This is a genomic window from Mesorhizobium sp. M7A.F.Ca.ET.027.02.1.1, from assembly GCF_004022985.1.
In the GTDB taxonomy this organism is placed as follows: Bacteria; Pseudomonadota; Alphaproteobacteria; order Rhizobiales; family Rhizobiaceae; genus Mesorhizobium.
Genome location: NZ_RZOL01000533.1, coordinates 1 through 3378, shown reverse-complemented (window position 1 = coordinate 3378; position 3378 = coordinate 1). Strand labels below are relative to the sequence as shown.

Below are 3378 nucleotides of genomic sequence, written 5' to 3'. Positions count from 1 at the left end.
GGTTCTGCCCCACCCACGAAGGGCCGGATCTTGAAAATTGTCGGGCGAAAATTACTTTGCCTTGGCAACGATCGATTCGAATGGCTTGTAAGCTTCCTTGGCGAGTTCGGCATAGAGATCGCCGATCTTGGTGGCCTCGGCGACGAACGCCTCATAGGACTGCTTGGCGTAGTCCGACTGGATCTCGATCGCCTTTTCCAGCGACTTGGCTGAAAACAGCTTCTCCACAGTGGCGCTGCCGGTTTCAAAACTCTTCTTGGTGTATTCACCAGCCTCGGTGGCAATCGCCTGCGCGCCCTTGGACAGCGACGCGAAGCTCTTCAATCCGGTGTCGGCGAACTCTTTGCCGTATTTGCTGAAGTCCTCATAGGTCTGGGTCATTTCACGATTCCCTTGACGGTTGAGGCGTCCTTCTTCGGGGCGCCCTTGTGCAATGCAAGATAATATATTGTGCGCCGCACAAAAGTCAAGATTTCGCGGGCTTGCGGACCCGCCTGCGCAGCCAATGGCTAAAAATCGAATAAAGAGAACCTCAAGCCCGAAGAAAATGGTGAACGCGGCGGTTACCATAAACGGATTGGTAACGCTGCGCCGGTAGCTTGACCGGAAGCGAGGCAGGACCCTTTGCCGCCTCCAACGCAACGAAGAAATCCAAGGGAAGTACCAGTGCGTAAGGCGTTGTTGGGCATCGTTTCCAAATCCACCTCCCCTCTCAAAACGATGATGATCGTCGCCTTGGCGATGACATTCGTTTTTGGCGACGTTGCCTCGTCGCTGGCGGCCAGGCAGGCGGCCATCGTCGTGGATGCCAAGACCGGTAAGGTGCTTTACTCCGCAGATGCCAACGGCAGGCGCTACCCGGCTTCGCTGACCAAGATGATGACGCTGTACCTGACCTTCGAAGCTATGGCGAAGGGCAAGATCAGCAGGAACACGCCAGTGGTGTTTTCCGCCAAGGCTTCCGCCGAGGCGCCGACGAAACTTGGCGTGAAGCCGGGCGGTTCCGTCACGGTCGAGACCGCGATCCTGTCGATCGTCACCAAATCGGCGAATGACTCGGCGACCGCGCTCGGCGAAATGCTCGGCGGCAATGAAACCACTTTTGCCCGCATGATGACCGCCAAGGCGCGTGCGCTGGGCATGAACGGCACCGTATTTAGAAACGCCAATGGCCTGCCCGACCCCGGCCAGTTCACCACCGCGCGCGACATGGCGACGCTCGGCATCGCGTTGCGCGAGCATTTTCCGCAGTATTACGGCTATTTCTCGCAGCGCTCCTTTCTCTACGGACGCCAGCGCATCAACGGCCACAACCGCCTGCTCGGACGTATCAAGGGTGTCGACGGCATCAAGACGGGCTACACCCGCGCCTCCGGCTTCAACCTCGTCTCGTCGGTTTCCGATGGCAATCGCCGCATCGTCGGCGTGGTCATGGGCGGCACCTCGGGCGGCAGCCGTGACAATCAGATGGCCAACCTGATCAACACCTATCTGCCGAGGGCATCGACTCGCGGCGGTGGCGATCTGGTCGCCAAGGCCGGTGGCAACAACCCGATCACCGCCCTCGCCAAGGTTCTTCTGCCCAAGCATGACGCTCCGACACCGGACGACAGGCCTGTCATAGCGCAGGACGATGCAATCGTTGCCGAGGACGCCACGGTCGCCGAAGACGATACCGCGCAGGCCGAGGAAGCAGCTCCCGTCGTCAAGACCAGAAAGGTCAAGACCGTCATCGTTTCAGCCCCCCAGGTCGCGACGGCCCAGGTGGTAGCGGCCTATGCCGAGCCGACGCCCGCGGCTGTCGACCCGGTCAACACCGCGTCGGTGCCGTCGGGCTGGGCCATTCAGGTCGCCTCGTCGCCCAAGCAGTCCGAGGCCCAGGCCTTTCTCGACAAGACCACCAAGCAGGCGCCCAAGGTGCTGGCGGACGCTTCCGGTTTCACTGTCGCCTTCGACAAGGATGGCGTCACCTACTACCGCGCCCGCTTCGGTGGCTTCGGTTCGAAGACCGCCGCCTGGAAGGCCTGTACCGCTTTGAAGAAGAAGAACATCGAGTGCTACGCCGTCCAGCAGTAGGACGGCGTGCAAGCCATCTCCCGGAAAAATTCTGCGTCGAAGGAGACTAGTTGTGATTGGAGAGCAAGACGTCCTTGGCTTCGTTAATCCGCGCCGCCAGGAAAGACGTGCCGCCGACATCGGGGTGCAGGCGCTGCATCAGGCGGCGGTGCGCCTTGCGGACATCCGCCGCGGCGGCCCCCGCTTCAAGACCAAGGACCTTGTAGGCCTCCTCCTTAGTCATGGCGCCCGGACTTGGCGGAACACCCAGCCCTTCGCCACCGTTCGTCTCAGCGTTTTTGCGCCAGACGGGAAATCTGCCGTCAAGATACGTCTCTAGCAGCTGTCGGCTCTCTGGATCGCTGGAGAGTTCGCGGTAGAGGTGTTGCAATTCCGCCAGCCCCATCGCGCCAAGCATCTTGCCTTCGTGGCGGCCAGCCAGGACCAGTCCTTCGAGGCCGCCGGTATCGTGATCGAGCTCCATTTCCAATGCCGCCGTGCGCACCGTCGAGCGTTTGCCCGGGGCAAGGCCGGCCGGCTGGCCTTTCATTCGCATGGAACCATACCAGGCAATTGCCCCGGTGAGAATCATGCCGCCGATGCCCTCACGGCCGACCACAAGCACGGCGACGCCGACAACTGCCAGAAGGGCCGGCCCGAGCGTTCGCAGCGTGCTCGCCAGTTTCGCCGGCTCGGCACGCAGAAAGATCGTCACCGCGCCGAGAAGCAGCAGAAGCAACGCTACAAAAGCGATGATTGCGCCCATTATTTTCCGCCGCCCCGCAGATGCTCGATCATCAGCCGGTCTTCCGGCCTGCCCCTGGCTTCGAGCGCCTTCAACCCGCCGGTCGCATACACGGCGACGGCCGAAAGCAGCCCTGCCAAGGTCGTGGCAGCCCGCCGATCAAATCGGAACCAAGCCCCCTTGGAAAGCCGCGCAATCTCTTTGAACGCCTTTTCCGCGCCGGAATCATGGCCTTCCTGAAACACGAAGACAGGAACGCCATGAAGGCCGAGGCTGCCGGCCTTTTCGGCCAGATCGTCGATATTCTCTTCCATCGCGTCGCCGATGTAGACCAGCGCATTGACCTTGGCGGCCGCCGTCTGTTTCAGCGCATGCGTCAGGACCTTTCCGATCTGGGTGTGGCCGCTGCGGCATTCGATCCGCGTCATCAGCTGCTTCAAGGCATTGGTGTCGCTCACGAAAGCCGACGAACGGCACTCGCCGAGGCCGCGAAAATAAACCAGTTGCACGCTGAGGGTTCCGGCCTTGCCGACTGCGTCGAACATCTGGCCCTGCAGCGTGCAGGCCAGATCCCAGGT

Annotated in this window: 4 protein-coding genes; 1 reads left to right on the top strand and 3 read right to left on the bottom strand. The window is 61.4% G+C overall.

Annotated features, from left to right (window positions below):
• Window positions 1-51: 51 nt before the first annotated feature.
• A complete protein-coding gene (locus EN749_RS32835; protein ID WP_013531776.1) occupies window positions 52-381 on the bottom strand; it encodes a phasin family protein in 330 nt (109 codons plus the stop codon).
• Window positions 382-666: 285 nt separating this feature from the next.
• Here EN749_RS32835 and EN749_RS32830 point away from each other — a divergent pair, with 285 nt between their 5' ends.
• Window positions 667-2076 (top strand): D-alanyl-D-alanine carboxypeptidase, encoded by a 1410-nt coding sequence (locus tag EN749_RS32830; RefSeq protein WP_127810470.1) that lies wholly within the window; start codon window positions 667-669, stop codon window positions 2074-2076.
• Window positions 2077-2122: 46 nt separating this feature from the next.
• Here the strand turns inward: EN749_RS32830 and EN749_RS32825 are convergent, their stop codons facing one another.
• Window positions 2123-2821, bottom strand: coding sequence for a DnaJ domain-containing protein (locus tag EN749_RS32825; RefSeq protein WP_128364728.1), 699 nt, complete (start codon window positions 2819-2821; stop codon window positions 2123-2125).
• Window positions 2821-3378 (bottom strand): VWA domain-containing protein (locus EN749_RS32820; protein ID WP_128364727.1); only part of this gene is annotated, 558 nt, incomplete at its 5' end. The genes EN749_RS32825 and EN749_RS32820, both read right to left, overlap by 1 nt.